The organism is Thainema salinarum CENA647, assembly GCF_057732415.1.
Window position 1 is genome coordinate 1 of the sequence record NZ_JBYJZJ010000005.1, and the last position, 17,113, is coordinate 17,113.

At 48.6% G+C, this 17,113-nt stretch carries 15 protein-coding genes; 11 read left to right on the forward strand and 4 right to left on the reverse strand.

Features of this window, described 5'->3' with window-relative positions; genetic code table 11:
- Positions 1-68 precede the first annotated feature (68 nt).
- From AC286M_RS00870 to AC286M_RS00880, 3 genes are all read left to right on the forward strand, one after another.
- Positions 69-479: a hypothetical protein gene (locus AC286M_RS00870; protein ID WP_488202583.1), complete on the forward strand. Its 411-nt coding sequence runs from the start codon at positions 69-71 to the stop codon at positions 477-479.
- 62 nt (positions 480-541) lie between these two features.
- Positions 542-1,195, forward strand: coding sequence for a mechanosensitive ion channel family protein (locus AC286M_RS00875; RefSeq protein WP_488202584.1), 654 nt, complete (start codon positions 542-544; stop codon positions 1,193-1,195).
- 170 nt (positions 1,196-1,365) lie between these two features.
- On the forward strand, positions 1,366-1,851 hold the full coding sequence (locus AC286M_RS00880) for a hypothetical protein (RefSeq protein WP_488202585.1): 486 nt from the start codon (positions 1,366-1,368) through the stop codon (positions 1,849-1,851).
- Positions 1,852-1,886: 35 nt separating this feature from the next.
- Here AC286M_RS00880 and cobA read toward each other — a convergent pair whose 3' ends face one another.
- Positions 1,887-2,648 carry a uroporphyrinogen-III C-methyltransferase gene (cobA, locus tag AC286M_RS00885; protein ID WP_488202586.1) on the reverse strand — a complete coding sequence of 254 codons (762 nt, stop codon included), beginning with the start codon at positions 2,646-2,648 and terminating at the stop codon, positions 1,887-1,889.
- A 482-nt stretch (positions 2,649-3,130) separates the two neighbouring features.
- On the opposite strand from cobA, the gene AC286M_RS00890 reads away from it, so the two are divergent.
- From AC286M_RS00890 to AC286M_RS00920, 7 genes are all read left to right on the forward strand, one after another.
- Positions 3,131-4,888: an L-lactate permease gene (locus tag AC286M_RS00890; RefSeq protein WP_488202587.1), complete on the forward strand. Its 1,758-nt coding sequence runs from the start codon at positions 3,131-3,133 to the stop codon at positions 4,886-4,888.
- A gap of 22 nt (positions 4,889-4,910) precedes the next feature.
- Positions 4,911-5,741: an alpha/beta hydrolase gene (locus AC286M_RS00895; RefSeq protein ID WP_488202588.1), complete on the forward strand. Its 831-nt coding sequence runs from the start codon at positions 4,911-4,913 to the stop codon at positions 5,739-5,741.
- 744 nt (positions 5,742-6,485) lie between these two features.
- Complete coding sequence (locus AC286M_RS00900; RefSeq protein WP_488202589.1) at positions 6,486-10,292, forward strand: EAL domain-containing protein; 3,807 nt, start codon at positions 6,486-6,488, stop codon at positions 10,290-10,292.
- Between the two features lie 42 nt (positions 10,293-10,334).
- On the forward strand, positions 10,335-10,481 hold the full coding sequence (locus AC286M_RS00905; protein ID WP_488202590.1) for a hypothetical protein: 147 nt from the start codon (positions 10,335-10,337) through the stop codon (positions 10,479-10,481).
- Positions 10,482-10,490: 9 nt separating this feature from the next.
- Positions 10,491-10,934, forward strand: a complete 444-nt coding sequence (gene tnpA / locus AC286M_RS00910; RefSeq protein ID WP_488202591.1) for an IS200/IS605 family transposase — start codon at positions 10,491-10,493, stop codon at positions 10,932-10,934.
- Positions 10,921-11,205, forward strand: a complete 285-nt coding sequence (locus AC286M_RS00915) for a hypothetical protein (protein ID WP_488202592.1) — start codon at positions 10,921-10,923, stop codon at positions 11,203-11,205. Before tnpA ends, AC286M_RS00915 begins: the two co-directional genes overlap by 14 nt.
- A 334-nt stretch (positions 11,206-11,539) precedes the next feature.
- Positions 11,540-12,103 carry a DUF697 domain-containing protein gene (locus AC286M_RS00920; protein WP_488202593.1) on the forward strand — a complete coding sequence of 188 codons (564 nt, stop codon included), beginning with the start codon at positions 11,540-11,542 and terminating at the stop codon, positions 12,101-12,103.
- A 113-nt stretch (positions 12,104-12,216) separates the two neighbouring features.
- Here the strand turns inward: AC286M_RS00920 and AC286M_RS00925 are convergent, their stop codons facing one another.
- The 3 genes from AC286M_RS00925 to AC286M_RS00935 all read right to left on the reverse strand — a co-directional run bounded on the left by AC286M_RS00925 (position 12,217) and on the right by AC286M_RS00935 (position 15,218).
- Positions 12,217-13,005, reverse strand: a complete 789-nt coding sequence (locus tag AC286M_RS00925) for an NYN domain-containing protein (protein ID WP_488202594.1) — start codon at positions 13,003-13,005, stop codon at positions 12,217-12,219.
- A gap of 1,275 nt (positions 13,006-14,280) precedes the next feature.
- Positions 14,281-14,877, reverse strand: coding sequence for a hypothetical protein (locus AC286M_RS00930; RefSeq protein ID WP_488202595.1), 597 nt, complete (start codon positions 14,875-14,877; stop codon positions 14,281-14,283).
- 212 nt (positions 14,878-15,089) lie between these two features.
- A complete protein-coding gene (locus tag AC286M_RS00935; protein WP_488202596.1) occupies positions 15,090-15,218 on the reverse strand; it encodes a hypothetical protein in 129 nt (42 codons plus the stop codon).
- A gap of 267 nt (positions 15,219-15,485) precedes the next feature.
- Between AC286M_RS00935 and AC286M_RS00940 the strand changes: the two genes are divergently transcribed.
- A complete protein-coding gene (locus AC286M_RS00940; protein WP_488202597.1) occupies positions 15,486-17,024 on the forward strand; it encodes a hypothetical protein in 1,539 nt (512 codons plus the stop codon).
- Positions 17,025-17,113: the final 89 nt, after the last annotated feature.

A 17,113-nucleotide genomic window follows, 5' to 3' on the forward strand; every position in this document is an offset into this window, starting at 1 on the left:
TTCAGTTACGTATTGCTAAGGTTAATTGCGTCCTGTTACGAGAACTCATCAGCACCTATAGATAAGCAATGGTGCAGCTCGACCCGGAAATCCTGAACTATGTCTTGGAGCTGATGGCAAGGCTAGGGTTGTTTTCATTGGCTGTCGCCATCTCTCCCTTCGTTGGTCGATGGCTGCTTAATCTAATCAAGCGGGGCCTGAAGCTGCTGGAACGCCGCAACCTTATCGATAGTCACATCGCTTATGAAAAGCTAATTCGCACCTATCGAACATCCCTTACGCTGATTGGGGCGTTTTTATTCATTGCTGTTGCCCTGAATCCGCTGATCCAGTATGAAGACCTCTATAGTTTTTTCGGGCGTTTTTGTTTACACCACGCTATCTATCGGTCTGGCTTGGTTCGCGTTGAGGCTGGCTCGGCAGTTTATCCATCAAGCGGTGATCAGCCTGGTCAATCGCTGGTTTGGGGAAGTCAATGAAGTCGTCTTGATTGTTGAGACTCTTGTCTATGTGCTGATTGTTGTGTTGGCGATCATCATTTTTGCAGATCGGTCTACGGGTCAATCTGGTTGCGCTGGCCGCGAGCGTTGGTCTGAGCAGCGTTGCGATCGCATTTGCGGCTCAGCAAACCCTTGAGCGACTGTTTGGCACATTGGAACTGTATCTGGATCGTCCATATGTCTCCGGTGAGTATATTCGCGTCAACTTCAATCCCTATGGTGAAGATGTCTATGGTTTAGTGGAAGCCATCGGTTTACGCTCCACCAAAATTCGGATTGTGGCCCAAAATACGATGATGATTGTGCCGAATTCGACAATGGCTAGTAAAAACATCGAAAATGTCAGTCGCGGTAAAAAGACGATGGCCATGTTGTGTCTCGACTTTTCCAGGCCGCTGCGGCTTGATGAGCAGGCATTGGTGACGCGGACGATTGAGCAGGAAAGCCGACTGTTCTGGGGGTTTGATAAGACCAGTACGCGAGTTCAATATGGCACGACTGATGATGTGGAAAATCCGGCAACGCGGGCGCGGGTGTTTTTCTTTATTTCCAGCCCGTCCCAGAATTCTTTAGAATTGCGAAAACGACTCCTTGAGTTGGCAAATTCTGCAATCGCGCAAAAGTTAGCGGCTCAAAACCTGAACTTTGTGGTTCCAGAACCGACCGTCTACATTGATTCCCCCATGACGCTTTGATGCCTAATGTGATATCAAATCCGTGTATAAGAACCCATTCATTTTCCGCAAAATGCTTGTGGAGCAAGCATTTTGCGGAAAATGAATGATGGGGTTTCAACCGGATTTCATATTAGTACCTAGTATGAGTGCCCAGTATAAATCCCAACCATCGCTGTTTGCTGACGATCATGAATACTCCACCTCCGTCTGAACCCAGTTTCAATCAGCCCAATGCCCAAAACCGAGACGATATCCTGATCAGCCTCCAAGAGCAGCAGCACAATCTCAAGCTTAGTGTGGAGGAACTCCAGAAGCGCACTAATCAAATGCGGGGGTTAGTGCAAACGCTGATTACTGGGCTCGTGATTTCGGTTGTGCTGGCGATCGGGATTACCGGATGGTTTGCTTACCGCTTACTGGTGCAGGAGCAGATTGTCCAGCGAGAGACGACGCAGGCGGCTGAAGCGAATGCCGAATTGCTAGAACAGTTGGAGACAGTTGAGACTCAGCTACAGCGCCAGCAGGAGCAGCTAAAAACTTTGCGAGATACGGTTCCAGATGAGCTGGCTACGCTAAATGATACGATTCAATCCCAGCAGCGGCGGTTAGAACTGCTGCAAGACCAAATTCAGCAAATGGAAACCCCAGCAGACGCTCCAGAGGAAGATAGTTGATGTTTGGGAATTTTCGATAGGCTACTCCCCTATATTCATTTTTCTCTCTTTGAACGATGACGCGCTCCCTTGACGACTGCACCAATCACCGCTACGGCTGGTGCTTCAAACCCAGTTTCCTCTACCTGCTGCACGATTGAGCCAAGCGTGCCCAGTAGCTCCTGCTGATCGGGACGGGTGCCCCAGCGAATTAGCGCAATTGGCGTATCGGTGGCGAGGCCAGCGTTAATCAGCTCCTCAGTGATGTGGGGCAGATTGTGGACGCCCATGTAGACCACAATCGTTTCCGAACCATGTGCGATCGCACTCCAGTTGACTTGTGGACGATATTTACCAGCGGACTCATGCCCAGTGACAAAGGTAACGGAAGAACTGTAGGAACGATGGGTTACGGGAATGCCGATATAGGCAGGAGCTGCAATCCCAGCCGTGATTCCTGGTACCACTTCGACGGGCACTCCAGCCTGCACCAAATCTTCCATTTCTTCGCCGCCCCGGCCAAACACAAAGGGATCGCCCCCCTTCAACCGCACGACAATAGCATTGGACTGAGCTTTTTCAATTAAGATTTGCGTCGTGGTTGCTTGCGGTAAAGAATGCCGACCCCGTCGCTTGCCTGCGTGAATCTGTTCGGCATTCGGGTTAATCATCGCCAAAATTTCGGGGCTGACCAGCGCATCGTAGACAACGACATCGGCATGCTCCAGTAGCGTTTTGCCCTTCAAGGTGAATAACCCTGGATCGCCAGGGCCAGCACCAACTAAGTAAACTTTGCCGAGGGGGGTGGATGAACTCATACAGGATACGAATGGCCTACGAATTGCAGAATAATCAAGAAAGTTGTTTTTGAAGCCGGAGTTGCACTAGATGCGATCGCATCGCACGTTAAAGCGACTGATCGAACAAGCACACTATTCTAACCTTTCATCCAACCTCTAGTGTATTGAACATAGATGCATTCAAATGTAAATACAGACACGGCAGCCAAGCTGAATAACAGGACATGCTGACAGTGGGTGAATGGCTTGCCATAGTCCTAACGTTAGGAAAAACAGATCTTAATTTTGGTTAACATAGATACAAAATAGCCGATATTATGCGATTTTTGCATGTCTGGTATGGACTAATCGCATTTAGCGCGAATGGTGACCGCAAATTGCGCACCGATCAGGCAGAGATCGCGGATTTACGTGGATTTGCAACGTAGACGATACGGCGCTAAAACGATGGCATTGGCTAGACTGCTTGTGTCGTCAAATGTCGTCGTTTACGTTGTCTCATGGGACTTCTCCTCTACTCGCTGATTGCCCTGCTGCCCATTGCGACGGTCTTTTTGCTGTTAGTTGTGGCGCGGCGACCAGCGGGGCAAGCCATGCCCATTGCTTATTTGGTAACCGTTGTTATTGCGCTACTGATCTGGCAAGTTCCGCTTGTCGAAGTGGCCGCCGCCAGTATTCAGGGATTAGTGGCCGCCGCTGAAATTCTCTACATTGTGTTTGGCGCTATCCTGCTGCTGAATACGCTGCAAGAATCCGGTGCGATCGCATCTATTCGCCAGAGTCTGCTAGGTATCTCCCGCGATCGGCGGGTGCAGGTATTAATCATTGCCTGGCTGTTTGGCAGCTTTATCGAAGGCGCATCCGGCTTCGGGACGCCTGCGGTGATCACCGTGCCGCTGCTAGTGGCGATTGGCTTTCCGGCAATGGCTGCTGTGATGGCTGCTTTGATTATCCAAAGTACGCCCTCCACCTTTGGCGCAGTCGGCACACCGATCATTATTGGTATTGATACCGGATTACAAGGTGTACCCACCGTTGAGCAGCAGCTTGGCGATTTGGGACTCACTCAGCCGCAGTATCTAGAGGCGATTAGCCAATGGGCTGGCCTGTTTCACGGCATCATCGGCACCTTTTTGCCCCTGGTGCTAGTCATGGTGATTACGGCAGGATTTGGGGTACGGCAGTCTTGGCGAGACGGTTTAGCCGCCTGGAAATTTGCCCTGTTTGCGGGGCTGGCGTTTACGATTCCCTACACGCTGACGGCGGTCTTCCTGGGGCCGGAATTCCCGACTCTGATTGGTGGTCTGGTTGGACTCGGCATCGTCATTCCCAGCGCCAAGCGGGGGTTTCTTGTGCCCAAGCAAACCTGGGATTTTCCACCGCCCGATCAATGGTCAGATAGCTGGTCGAATCAAGCAGAATTACCCAATGAACAACCTCATAAACTGTTAAATCAACAATCAGCAGAAACATCTCAATCGAGCTGTGATGTCCGGTTTCAGCTAGCTCCCACATCCGAACGCCGACCTCAAACGATGCCTGCTCTACTGGCCTGGTTGCCCTACATCTTGCTTGGCGCAATTTTGATGTTGACTCGGTTTGAATTTTTGCCCATTCGAGACTGGCTCCAAGCTGCCACACTGAGCTGGAGCAACGTTCTAGGCACGGACGTGACAGTTTCCACTAGGCCGCTCTATCTGCCGCCAACTGTGTTTCTGATCGTAGTGGCAATTACCTTTTTCATCCACCGGATGAAGCTAGCCTCAATGCAGCGAGCCGTGGGGCTAGCGGTACCGATGCTGCAAAAGACGACCTTGGCTTTGGGAGCCGCAGTGCTGATGGCGCGAGTCTTCATCAATACAGGCGTGAATGAGTCGGGCTTAGTCAGTATGCCCTTGACTCTCGCAGACGGCATGGCTGCATTAGCGGGTCAGCTCTGGCCGCTGTTTGCTCCCTGTGTTGGCTTAGTAGGTTCCTTCGTTGCGGGCAGCGTCACTGTCAGCAACCTGATGTTTTCCCTGTTTCAGTTTGGAGTAGCGCTCCAGATTGGCGTGTCCACTGCCGTTGTGCTGGGACTACAGTGCGTTGGAGCATCGGCAGGCAACATCATCTGTGTCTCCAATATCGTGGCGGCAGAGGCAACGGTTGGCCTGATCGGTCGCGAAGGCTTACTGATTCGGCGGCTGTTGTTGCCTACGTTGTATTACATTGTCCTGGCGGGAATTCTGGGATTGTTGGCTCTGCAATTCACGATATAAAGCCAAACATTGGTAAACCCATATGAATATCAATCGGGCAACGCTCCGAAAAGTGCTGATTGGCGAATTCACCTGGAAGCGATGGGTGCGATCGCTGTTGTTCATCTACACGTTTTTTGCGCTTTACGTCTATTTTCGGGCCGACAGCATGATTTTTCTGCCCCAGCCCGCCAGCTACTCGGATACGGAAGAGATTCTGAAAGTCCCTGTCAATGAGACAGAAGAGATTTCGGCAGTTTATTTACCAAACGCACAAGCCACCTATACGCTGCTCTATATTCACGGCAACGCGGAAGACTTGGGCCACATTCGTCCCATTCTCGATCAACTGCATAGCTGGGGCTTCAGCGTCTTTGCCTACGACTATCGGGGATATGGCACCAGTGATGGCAAACCCGATGAGCGTCGCGCCTATCAGGATGCGGATGCTGCTTACACCTACCTGACGCAACAACTCAACATTCCATCGGAGCAAATTATCGTCTACGGTCGCTCTGTGGGTGGTGGGTCAGCAACGGAACTCGCGACTCGATATCCCACAGCCGGATTAATCCTAGAAAGTACCTTTACTTCGGCGTTTCGCGTTGTTGTACCTTTTCCTCTACTGCCATTCGATAAGTTTGCCAATCTGCGCAAGTTGGATGACGTTGATCAGCCCGTTCTGATTATGCACGGAGAGGTCGATCAAACCATCCCCTTTAAGCATGGTCAAACGCTCTATGAATCGGCTCCACAGCCCAAAGCTTTTCTCTGGATTGCAGAGGCTGGGCACGACGATTTTGCCTGGGTTGCAGGCGATCAGCTTAAGCAAGCGCTGATGTCGTTTCAAGAGCTGATCGAAATGCAGGATTGAATAATTTTCAGCCACCGTAGGATGCATTAGCCGTAATGCATCCTACAAGATATGGGTATTATTAGTTTCCTACTTCTTAAAAGATCTTTTGAATAACAATTAATATTTATTAATCTACTACCTTAAAAGGTATTTTTCTCTTCAAGAAACTTTTGGTAAAAAAAATATACAAAGAAATAAGGTGATTAAGTATAAACTTGATCTTGAAAATTGTAATTTAATCTGACTGCCAGGTTTTAGAGTCAAGATCGCTAGAAGGCGATTGACATAAGCTTTTCACGGAAATATGACTTTGGATCTCGATGATGAAACTCATATTACAAGATGAGTAGAAAAAACGTTGTTTTATATCTTGGTGAAGCTATAGGAGACATTAATTCTACTCGCGTTTTAGAGATCTATTAAATTCGTTTTTGATTGTCAATCTCTGCTAAATGATACGTTCAAAATTAGCTTAAACATATCGATGTTCCCCAAAGGTGAATCCTGAGAATTCGCGTAAGTTTACATATCTTTCAAAACCAATTATCTTGGTAGCTAGTCTCGTACGTTGCCCAAACAGCAAAAGAGCGCTTTTGTCGGCGAAATTGTCTCTTGAGAGATTAATTTGCGCGACGCAGCTACGAGTAGGGCTAGAGTTTTGAGTGCGGTTTAATCAGACCAATTGAGATGCGCTATGTGTGTTCCGTTAGTGCAAATTCCTTCTATCGTCCATAGCTTCTCGCCGCTCATTTCTACGTCCTTATGAATCGACTTGTTACAGCTTGGACGGGTGCCAGTCTGGGTGTTCGTCTTGGAATCGCGTTTGGCAGTATTACTATCCTGCTGTCCGCCATCTTAGGTCGGATCTCCGGCAACTTAGCTGAAGAGCAAATCAAGCAGGATATTGGTCAGGATTTGACCCAAATTGCTCAGCAGATGGCAGGTAGTTTAGATCAGAATCTATTTGAGCGATATCGCGAAATTCAGATTATTGCAGGATTAGAACCGTTTCGTAATCCGCAAACTCCCGATGCCGAGATACAGGCTATTCTTGATACGTTGCAGCGTACTTATTCAATCTATGCCTGGATTGGCTTTGCAGATCAGCAGGGTACTGTACAAGCCAGCACGCAAGGAATTCTAGAAGGCGTTAGCGTTGCCCAGAGAGATTGGTTTGTGCAAGCTCAGGAACAGCCGTTTGTGGGGGATGTGCATGAAGCCGTACTGCTGGCGGAACTGCTGCCCAATCCCACCGAGACTCCGCTGCGATTTGTTGATGTGGCCAGCCCGGTGCGCGATGCTGACGGCAACTTTCAGGGCGTACTGGGGGCTCACCTGAGCTGGGCTTGGGCTGAAGACGTGAAGACGACGCTGCTCAATATGCCAGATGCTGAAGACAAGGACATTTTGGTTGTCGATCAGTTTGGCACGGTGTTACTTGGGTCGGAGCGGTGGCAAGGACAAACGCTGGAACTGGAAAGCCTGCGTCTAGCGGGTGTTGCAGATTCGGGCTACACGGTTGAACGCTGGCCAGATGGCAACACCTATCTGGTTGGTTTTGTTGAGAGCCAGGGATACCTGACCTATTCTGGCTTGGGCTGGACGATTTTAGTGTATGAGCCTGCAGCCATCGCATTTAGTCCGGCTCGGACGCTGTATTGGCAAATTCTGATTGGTGGCGTGGTGCTGGGTAGTGGCTTTGCGGTCATTGGCTGGTTGGCGGCTAGTCTGATCACCAAACCACTGCTGAAGATTGCGATCGCAGCCGATCAAATCCGAGCAGGCAACCGTCAAGCCAAACTGCCCAAAACGAGCGGACGGAGCGAAATTACTCGCTTATCCCGCGCGTTAAATCAACTGCTGACGAATCTCCTCAATCAAGAACAAGAACTCCAAATCGCCAATGCCAATCTGGAAGCCCAGCTCGAAACCCTGCGGCAGACGGAACAGTCTCTACAGCGCGATCGCAAACAGCTCCAGCAAATTGTGGACGGCATCGAAGATCCCCTGCTGCTGCGCGAGATCAACACTGGCAAAATGATTTTTTGCAATGCAGGGTATAAGCGGCTGTATAGCGATCCAGATACAGACTACACAACTCCAGACACGTGGCTACAGTATGTGCATCCCAATGATCGAGACTGGGTGGCGCAAAAGATTGACCTTGAGGTTCAAGGTATTTCGTTTATCAATGAGGAGTATCGAACTGTCGATGTCAATGGTAGCGTCCGCTGGATTTGGGATCGCTCTTTCCCAATTCGAGATGAGACGGGAAGGGTGTATCGCTATGTCGTGATCAAGCGAGACATTACCGATCTGAAACGCTCGCATGAGATGCTGCAAAGCCTGATGGAGGGCACAGCAGCCGTCACGGGCCGAGCATTTTTTGAAAAGCTGGTGCAGTATTTAGCGGTTGCCTTGGATGCCGATTACGTCTTTGTGGCCGAGCGGATTGGAGCTGAGCCATCTAGATCTCAACCATCAGACTCTGAGCAAGCTGGAGAACGATTACAGACCATCGCGTTTTGGGCGCAAGGGCGGCTCCGACCCAATATTGCCTATCGTCCCGATAACACGCCCTGTGCGGTTGTGCTGCGAGAGGGCAGATACTGCTGTAATCATCAGGTATCCCAGGTGTTTGCGGATAATCTTTACCTGCCGCAGCTAGAAGCCGAAAGCTACGCGGGGGTAGCCCTGATCAACGCTGCCGGAGACGTGTTAGGAACACTCAGCGCAATTAGTAAAAAGCCATTGTGCGATCGCGCTGACTACATGACGATTTTGCAGATTTTTGCCAACCGAGCAACGGCTGAATTGGAGCGGCGATATTCCCAAATTGCTCTTCAAGAAAGCGAAACTCGCTTTCGCTTACTGGCCGAAAACGTCAAAGACTTAGTCTGTCTGCACGATGTATCCGGTCGATTTCTCTATCTCAGCCCGTCCTGTCAGTCCCTCCTTGGATTTGAGCCGGGTGAGCTGATTAGCAGTCATCCCTATCGCTACTGCCATCCTGATGATCGCGCATTGGTGCGGCTACAGCTCAAGCACTCGGCCAGCGGCGATCGTTCCGATCCTCTGGTTTATCGATGCCGCCAAAAGGACGGCAGCTATATCTGGCTAGAAACCTTGATTAAGGTCATTCCAGCTTCTGCCAATGCTCCGGCCTACATCCAAACCAGTTCCCGCAACATCACCGACAAAGTTTTGGCCCAGCAGCAGCTTGAGCACGGTGCCACCCACGACAGCCTGACCGGACTGCCGAATCGAGCTTTGCTGCTAGAGCGGCTGGATCTGGCCATTGAGCGGGCAAAGCGCCATGCCGATTTTTACTTTGCGGTGCTGTTCGTTGATTTAGATCGGTTCAAGATTATCAACGACAGCTTGGGCCATTCGATGGGTGATCAGCTATTGCGGATTGTGGCCCAGAAGCTAGAGCAGATGACGCGCGACATTGATTTGTCGGCACGGATTGGTAGCGATGAATTTGTCCTGCTGCTGGAAGACATTGAGGGCTTGAAGACGGCAGTGCAAGCGGCTGAGCAAATTGTGACTGAATTCAAAACGGCGATACCGCTGGCTCAGCAAAATGTGGTGATTGGCGCGAGCGTGGGCATTGTCTTGGGCACGGCTGAACATACAGACGGACTTGACCTGCTCCGGAATGCCGATATCGCTATGTATTCAGCCAAGCATCCAGGCGGATCGCGCTACGCCATTTTCAATCAGGAAATGTATGGGCAAGCACTCCAGCGGCTGGAATTGGAGCATGAGCTACGGCAGGCGTTAGAGCGAGAGGAATTTACACTCCGCTATCAGCCCATTATGACCCTTTCGACTGGCAAGCTAGCTGGCTTTGAGGCACTCGTTCGCTGGCAGCATCCCAAAAAAGGGTTTATTTCCCCAGTCGACTTTATCCCGATTGCCGAAGATACGGGTCTAATTGTGCAACTCGGAGCCTGGGTTTTACGGGAAGCCTGTCGTCAAATGGCGCAGTGGCAGGCCCAGTTTCCGGCAGCGGCAGACCTCAAGATCAGCGTCAATCTGTCGATGAAGCAGCTCAAGGAACCCGAACTGGTGGCTCAAGTAGAGCAGATTTTGCAGGAAACGGGGCTAGCGGGACGCTGTCTAGCCTTGGAAATCACCGAAAGCATGTTTATGGAAGACATTAAAGCGATTAACCAGCGACTGCAAACGCTGAACAGCCTTGCGATTCAAATTAGTATTGATGATTTTGGTACTGGGTTTTCGTCTTTGAGCTATCTGCATTCTCTGTCGGTTGATAATCTCAAGATTGACCGCTCGTTTGTCAGCAATCTATTCAAGAGTCAGCGCAATCTCAGCATTGCCAAAACGATTGTTCGACTGTCGCGCCAGCTTGGTCTAAAAGCGATTGCAGAAGGGATCGAAACACCAGAACAGCTCCAGCAGCTCAAATCATTTGGCTGCGACATGGGCCAAGGCTATTTATTCAACGCCCCTGTAACTTGCGAAGTAGCCGAAACGCTGATCGCTGAAATACATAACGCATCTCATGTTGAGGGCTGCACTGACAGCGGAACAAATGATTGAGTAGCATGTCTGTAATACCTAAACGTTATAAAAGCGGTGACTATGGATCTTCTCATTGCGTCCGTGTTGGCAAGTGCGATCGCACCTGCACCATCTGAACTGCCTGCACCATCTGCATCATCCAATCAACCTGTCGAAACGATAACCGTTGAATCTCTTGGGTCCATTCCCCGCCGCTCTGCGGCGTAAGATCTAAGAATGAGTGAGTACATCCACAAGAGTCATAACGTAACAGTTTTGCTATACCACTTAGTGTTTCCAGCAAAGTATCGACGGGTTGTGTTTGATGAGCAAGTAGATGCGGTTCTGCGAGAGGTCTGCCTCGAAATCGAGAAACGCTACGAGGTGAAGTTTGTCGAAATTGGAGTGGACAAAGACCATGTCCATTTTCTAGTGCAGTCCGTGCCGACCTATAGTGTGACCAAACTGGTAACGATGCTGAAAAGTTTAACTGCACGAGAAGTCTTCAAACGATGCCCTCAAGTGAAGCAGAAACTTTGGGGAGGCGAGTTTTGGAGTGATGGATATTTTGCGAGTACAGTAGGCCGCCACGGGGATGAAGGAATGATCGCCAAATATGTTCAAGCCCAAGGCAAAGATTACCTCAAATTGCATCGGGATAATCAACTTGCTCTTTTTTGATTCTGATACCCCGTCCGCTTGCGGCGGGGTATTTCATTCAGCCGAATCAACTGAAACCACCACTCCTGACACTACATCCCAACGATCTGAACCGACCGTTAATCCCAGCCGAGTCACCTGTCCTCCAGGCCAATTTGCCTCAGCCTTTTCCGATGTGTATCCCACCGATTGGGCTTATCAAGCTGTCAACAACTTAGCCAGCACACCACAACAGTGCTTTGATCTGCCGAATCAAGCATCCGGTGATTTTCCCAATGATTGGACACTGTAAACAACGGTCACTTGAGCAATTGGGCACTATAAGCGATCGCAGTTTTTGGAATTTCTCTAAACCTTTGCGAATCTGTATTTCATCAGCTTGTAGAAGGATAAGGACACCTATCCTTCTTGCACATGAAAAGTCTGAGCCGATACCGTTTTTCTAAACTGTGGCTATAGATTAATTTTTAGCACTCAGTCCTCAGTTCTCAGCCCTCAGCCCTAAACTCATTTGTAGCGCTGATGTATAAAACTGGTATTTAAGGACTTGTGCAAGATGGATTTAGTTTGTGGGTAGTTTAAACACAGGCCGCAATTCTCTCACTATTCTTTATCCGGTGATACCGATGAGCCAACGATCTCAAGCCGACGCGATTATTCGTTCCCATGTGCTGTGGGCAATGGGTGGTGGACTGATCCCGATTCCGCTGGTTGATTTTGCCGCTGTCACCGCCATTCAACTGGAAATGCTTCAGCAGCTTGCCCAGCTTTACGGCGTCAACTACAACCGCAGTATGGGTAAAGCCTTTGTCTCTGCCCTCACGGGTACGACGCTGGCTCGCATTGGTGCAAGCTTCATCAAGGCGATTCCGGGCGTTGGCACCTTGATCGGTGGAGCCTCGATGGCCATTACATCTGGAGCCTCTACCTATGCGGTTGGCCAGGTCGCCATCAGCCACTTTTCCAGCGGTGGTTCGCTCAGCAACTTTGTGGAAGAACAGGTGCAGTCGGCGTATGAATCGGCATTTGAGCGCGGCAAGAGCTATGTGTCTGATCTAGAGAACGAACAGGGCGATCAGGCTGCCGATATTTATCAAGCGCTGGCCAAACTCGGTCAGTTGCGAGATCAAGGCATTTTAACTGAAGAAGAGTTTTTGACGAAGAAACAGGAGCTTTTATCTCGCTTGTAACAGTCACAAGTTGCGCTAAACTTCAAAGTAGGCAGATTTCCATCGTGGAGTGATCTGCCTACTCTCATCTTTTTTTAAATGTGTCTAAGAAAACAATGTACAAATTATTTGTTTTATTTTTTAGCTCGAACATACAGTACTTTATTCACTTCTTTGACCTCAAAAATATCTTTCATCTCCTTTACTAAAAGAGAAAGCTTTTTGAATCCATAAGTACGAGAATCAAAATCAGGTTGAAGCTTATTTAAATAGCTACCAAAAGTTCCAAGATTTGCCCATCCATCATCATCACCTGACTGCTCCAAAGCATCCAAAACAAACTGTTTTGGGAAAGCTATTTGTGAACTAGAAGAGTTGTTCTGAGAAGAGTGGATTAAAGAATTCTGTAGCTCATTTGTTTTTTCTGAAATATGTAAATTTTCGCAAGCTGAAGGGCGTAGCAATTCTGTAAAAATAAATTTATGGCAAGCATTCCTGAAAGATTCCGGCGTTTTTTGTTCTCCAAATCCTAGTATAGTGAGACCTTCTTCTCTAATACGCATCGCGAGACCAGTGAAGTCACTATCGCTTGTAACTAAACAAAATCCATCAAATTTTCGTGTATATAACAAATCCATAGCATCAATAATTAGTGTGCTATCTGTTGCATTCTTTCCAGTAGTATACGCAAACTGTTGGACAGGCTTAATTGCATGTTTCTGTAACACTTTTTTCCAAGATGAACTTGCTTGAGTGGTGAAATCCCCATATATGCGTTTAACAGTTGCTTCCCCAAAACGTGCAATTTCAGCAAGAAGTCCTTCAATTACAGCAGCTTGAGCATTATCAGCGTCGATTAAAACGGCTAAGCGAAGTGTAGGTTCTTCGGACTCAATCTTCGCTACCAGCCTAGGAGATGTCATATCTTGCCTCTTTTATTAGCACTTAGAGTTTACACACTTAGAGTGCCCTCAGATTATTCGCAGTTCATCACAAACAAGGTTTTAGACTAAATACTCTTAGAAATTAAGTGCATTTACAACCTGTTCATCCGATAAACCTTCAGCAGCACTTTGGTGGGCAATGAATGACTGCTGGCGATTTCACTTTAGTTTTTGTCAATCCCAAAGTGATTAGCAAATAACTCAATCACTGCCGCATCCGCTTTCCCCTTCTCCAATGGTGCCTGAACCTTCTCACCTAGCTAGCCAATCATCACATCTTTAGACGAAGACGGTACAATTTTGTCCTAAATTTTCCCATTTGTGTCTCTTGAGCGAAGTCAACTCAACACCAAAGCACTGTGTCTGGATAGCGCAAGTTAATCTAGTCTGTGCTGCTGCGAGTTGAAAACGTAAACGCTGGCTATGCATCATCTGATCTTCTAACTTCAGTAGATCACAAACTAACGGAAGAATAGGCATTTCATACCAAAACAATATGAAGCCAAGCATTTTCATGAGCTGAAAGCATTGAATCACAAGCTTTCCAGGCTTTAAGTTATGCTCATCTTCATGGCGGATTGGTATCAGCCAACTTCATTCTCCAATTGCCTTGAAGATGGCCAAGGCTGAATAAGTAGCTCAGCTCCCAGAGAGCTTATTCAATAGGGCTTTCAAGAGTTTCCTCCATTTTGTGAGATGACTGCTAGGCAAGGCTTTCAAAGATCTTTGTGATTTACTAAACTTAGTAATAATGGCATCTCACGTTGTTTCCACTCTTATTTTATGGATCACGCCAGAATCGTGGGAGTCGAAAAGTTTGACTGGGAATAACCTCATGTGCCATTGCACTTAGTTCCTAAACTCTCCACTGTACAGAATAGACAGAAAGCTCTGCTGGCAACTGTTCTTAGTTTTGGTTTTACCATGATGGGCTGTAGTTTGAGTGGATTTGAGAGCGCACAAGGATTACAAATGGGTAAAGCCGCTAAACCACTCTTTGCTCAAAAATAGGAAGAAGACTGAGAAAAACCCTTGGAACAATGGCGGCAAGAGCTCAACATTTCACTTGTTCATCCCCGAAATCAGTAACACCTAATTTATACCGTCTATAGCAAAGAGAGGCACTTTGGCCCCGCATTGCGGCAGCAAAATGCCTCTATGAATTGACAACGGAAGTAAAAGCTGGGAGCCCCCTTGCCTGAGGAAGAGGAGTTCGGAGTAAGGGCTAAAGCTGTGCCATCAAACAAACGTTGTCTACGACTGCTCTGGCGCAGCGGGCTGAGAGCTTTGCACAATCTGATCAATTTCAGCTCGCGCCTCGTCAAATTCAGACTGCTGACCTGCCACCAAAATGTTGTAGTAGGCATCAGGACTGTCTACTCCAGTTGCCAATACAGCCACGGGATAGCCAGAAAATTTGCCTCGGCCTTCATACTGAACAGCAGTCAGGCCGCTGATAGCCGTCAAGCTGGTAGGGTTCACGGTGCCTTCGCTGCCAGTCATGGCTTTCGCTGCACTGACGACTCCTCCATTGAGCACTGAAGGATCAACCAGTTCCAGGCCATTCACTTTTGGAAATGCCTGAATCGCGATTTGCAGATCTCCCCGCCGATTCTGAAGTTTCAGCACCATGTTCTGCGAAACATCACCGTCGTTGAGCTGAGCAGTTTCCCAGCTATCCGAAACCGTGATTTGAACTGAACCGTCTTGGCTAACCATTGCAACGGGTTCTACCGTTTGCGTTTCAGCCTGGACATCACCTGCAGATCCCCCTGGCTGGGACAGTGACGTACAGCCACTAACAGCAAACGAAAAACCTAACAGAGCTGCAACCAGAAATTGAGATTTCATGATTTACCTCGCAAATTGAGAGTGGTGAATGACAAATAATTAGAAGCTGATAATTGATAAGCTGACTGCCGAGTTTTAGCTAAGGGGAATCACAGTTGCATTTTGCGGACTAGCGTTCTTACCTCTCAGTGCAAAATCACGATGCACTTTGATGCAGTGTGACAATGTAGTTTTGTGAAGCGAGTCAAGCAATAACTTGTTCAATATCTCATTCAATAGCGCATTTGCTGATCGCCCGAAACCACTAATTTTACTGCGATCGCAAATCCTAGCATCGTCACTGACATCGCCACTGACATCGTCAACAGATGTGCGATCGCTAGCGATGAATTAAGACACAATCTTGCCCTTGGTGGGTGATTTTCAATCCCGGTTGCCGGAAATTCCCCCGTTCACCTCGAAGAAAGAACTAGAGTGGTTGCGATAGCGTAAACACATACGGAAAGCAATCGGCTCAAATTGTACAAAGTCCGGTTAAAACCCAATGGTTTATTTTTTGTAAAAGGCTAGCTCAGCCCGTCTTTCACAAAAAACTAAATCAAAAAATAAATTGGGTTCTTGTACACGGACTTAATATTACTTGTCCTTCTCATCGGGATTCAGATCTTATGGTAAGCCCCCAAAAATCCGCATCGGCCTCAGACAACGCACCAAACAATACTACTGACAACGCTCAAACCCCCGTTTCCCCGGCTCAGGGCACGAATACCACTCCATCAGCTCCCGCCGAGTCTCCAGCTCGTCCCAGTTCTGGTTCGCATACCAGGATGACTGAAGTTGCATCACGCTATGAATGGGACGCAACGCCAGAATATCCAACGGTTCAGGATGCCCTTGCTATTGTGACGAAACTGCCGGACAGCAGCGAAGTTGTCGGTTATCCGGTTCTATCCAGTCCCGATGCTGAGATCAAGCTGTTCCAGGTCAAAATTAGCGGCGATCCGTTTGTGCAAACTGACCTAGCTCGCCTCATCCGTCCCGGTGACATTGCGATCGCAGTTTGCGGCTACTATCCCGATCTGCATGAGAACGAAATTCCCCACAAGCGCAACATCGGTCACGCAGGTCTAGCGGTCGGTGTTGAGAAAGACGGCAAAGCGGGCGTGATGACGATTAACAATCCGCAGGGCTATTTCAGTGGTGGCTTTAATAACTCTGGCTACGGCAGCTTCTTCTTTGAAAAAATCGAGTTTCCCGCCGAACTGAGTGACGCGGAAAAGCAAGCCTACTGCAAGAACATCCTGACCATGACTGCGATCGCAAATAGCTATATCCCATTTGCGGAAGAAAATTTCAACGGTCAAGACCCGCTCGGTATCCACAACGTAGACAAAATCAAGCAGGCGGGTGAAAAGCTGATTCTGGCAGTTTACGGTGATGAAGCGGCAATTGAATGGCTGAAGCGCAGCGAGAACACAGCTTATTGTGCTGAACTGGTCAGTGCTGGCATCAACATCGGCACCAACACCATCCTCAACAAAGCCTACATTAATCAGCTTCAGCAGCGCCTTGGCGCAGACCGCTATCCGAATCTGTACGAAGTCGTGCGCGAGAAGATTGAATCCGGCGCAGTTCTACAGAACAACGGCAATCCCAACGCAAAGTACATCCCCTTGACGATGGTCGATGAGAGCGTTGACCTCAAGCCAATTACCGAACGCTGTCCCAATGCCGACCAATCCGGTACAGGCTTAGCGTTCATGTACTATGACTTTACCGACATCGCCTACGCTTCTATCCGCGATACCTATCCACGCCGGGATCTAGCTGGCTTGACCGGAGATGAACTAGCAGCGGGCAAGGAATACAATGCCAAGGTTGCCCAGGTGCAGATCCATGCCTTCAAGGAAGCGGCTAAGAAGTTTAAGGAACTGGCCGGAGTCAGCCCCCAGGTAGCAGCCGCATTTGATCAGTATGTTGAAGGTGCGGTCATTCCTGCTCTGAGCAAGGTGTATCCGTCCCAAGCGGAACGCGATGCAGTCATGGCTGAACTGGTGGAGCAAGGACGGCAGTTTACGCCCACTGGCCCCGATGGTGAAGGCATGTTTATTCCGCCGGATCTCTATCTGCGACCCACAACAGGCTGGGCCAAAGTGAAAAACATTGGTGTTGCTTTCTTCCCTGATAATGTGAAGCGGATTGGGTAATACTGATTCGCCAAATTAAAACTACACATAATCTCGGTAGACAAGGGGCTTAAGCCCCTTGTTCTGTAGCCCAATTTTGAAGAAACATA